The organism is Emticicia sp. (assembly GCF_049241225.1).
Lineage (GTDB): Bacteria > Bacteroidota > Bacteroidia > Cytophagales > Spirosomataceae > Emticicia.
On the sequence record NZ_JBMLRC010000059.1, the window covers coordinates 27,906 to 29,223 of the forward strand.

Annotated in this window: 1 protein-coding gene; it reads right to left on the reverse strand. The window is 40.9% G+C overall.

Annotated features, from left to right (window positions below):
• Positions 1-1,158 (reverse strand): M16 family metallopeptidase (locus tag ACOVO2_RS03945; protein WP_421768717.1); only part of this gene is annotated, 1,158 nt, incomplete at its 3' end.
• Between the last annotated feature and the right edge of the window lie 160 nt (positions 1,159-1,318).

Here is a 1,318-nt window from a genome sequence, read left to right on the forward strand (position 1 = left end):
GGCTTCAATGTTTTTTATTTCGGTAAAAATACCCTCCAATGATTCTACTTTTCCAATATCCAAAATACTCTTGGCCATCATCAACATAAAACTCTGATTACTTTCTTCGGCCATCGCCAACTGACCCATCAACTGCTCCTTTACGGTGTGCAATTGCAGTTTTCCGAGTGGTTTTTCTTTCAAAAGCTGCATTTCTTTCAAAATCAAAGCATTGGCTTTATCGAGATTCGATTTATCGGTTGCGAAATAAATTCCCAGAAAACCAGTATCAGTAAATGGCGAATAAGTGGCATCAATGCCATAAACCAAACCATATTTTTCACGCAAAGTCATGTTTAGGCGAGAGTTCATGCCTGGTCCGCCAAAAAGATTGACCAACATGAAAAACGGTAAACGTCGCTCATCGAGCATGGCATACGATGGCCGACCAATGGCACAATGGGCTTGCGTAATTTTCTTCGGAATCGTGATTCGCTGAGGCTTATATTCACTCGGGGGCGTGCGTTTCAAATCTGATTTTTTTGCCGGAATATCTTTCAAATATTTCTCGGCAACTTTTATGGCTTTATTGAAAGTAATATTACCGACAATCGACATCACGATTTTCTCGGTGTCCATGTTTTCGGCAATAAAATCTTGTAACTCCTTGCGAGTGAAGCCTTTAACGCTTTCTTGCGTGCCCAAAATATTTGCTCCGAGCTGGTGATTGGCAAACACAATTTCGTCGAAATCATCTTGCAGTGCATCTTCGGGCGAATCTTGGTACATCGACATTTCTTCCAAAATTACCCCACGCTCTTTCTCAATTTGATTTTCGGGAAAAACCGAGTCAAAGGTAATATCGGCCAAGAGTTCTACCGATTTCTCGAAATGAGCATCAAGCACCGAAGCGTAGAAACAAATTTTTTCTTTGGTTGTGTAAGCGTTTAATTCACCGCCTACCGATTCCAATCTATTAATAATGTGGTAAGATTTCCGCTTTTTCGTACCTTTGAAGGCCATGTGTTCCCAGAAATGGGCAAGACCAAGCTGATTAGGTTTTTCGTCACGGCTGCCCATGTCGAGCATGAGCCCGCAATGAACTACCTGAGTATAAGGTACTTGTCGGTGAGCAATTCGGATGCCGTTGGGCAAAGTATGTATTTGGTATTCGGTCATAAAACCCCCGCCCCCTAAAGGGGAGGAAAAATATTGATATTAATAATAATTGACAAATTTAAGCAAAAGATAGTTCAATGCGTATAGGATTTGATGCAAAAAGGGCTTTTAATAATCATACTGGCTTGGGTAATTATAGTAGGTTTGTGATTGATGCCTT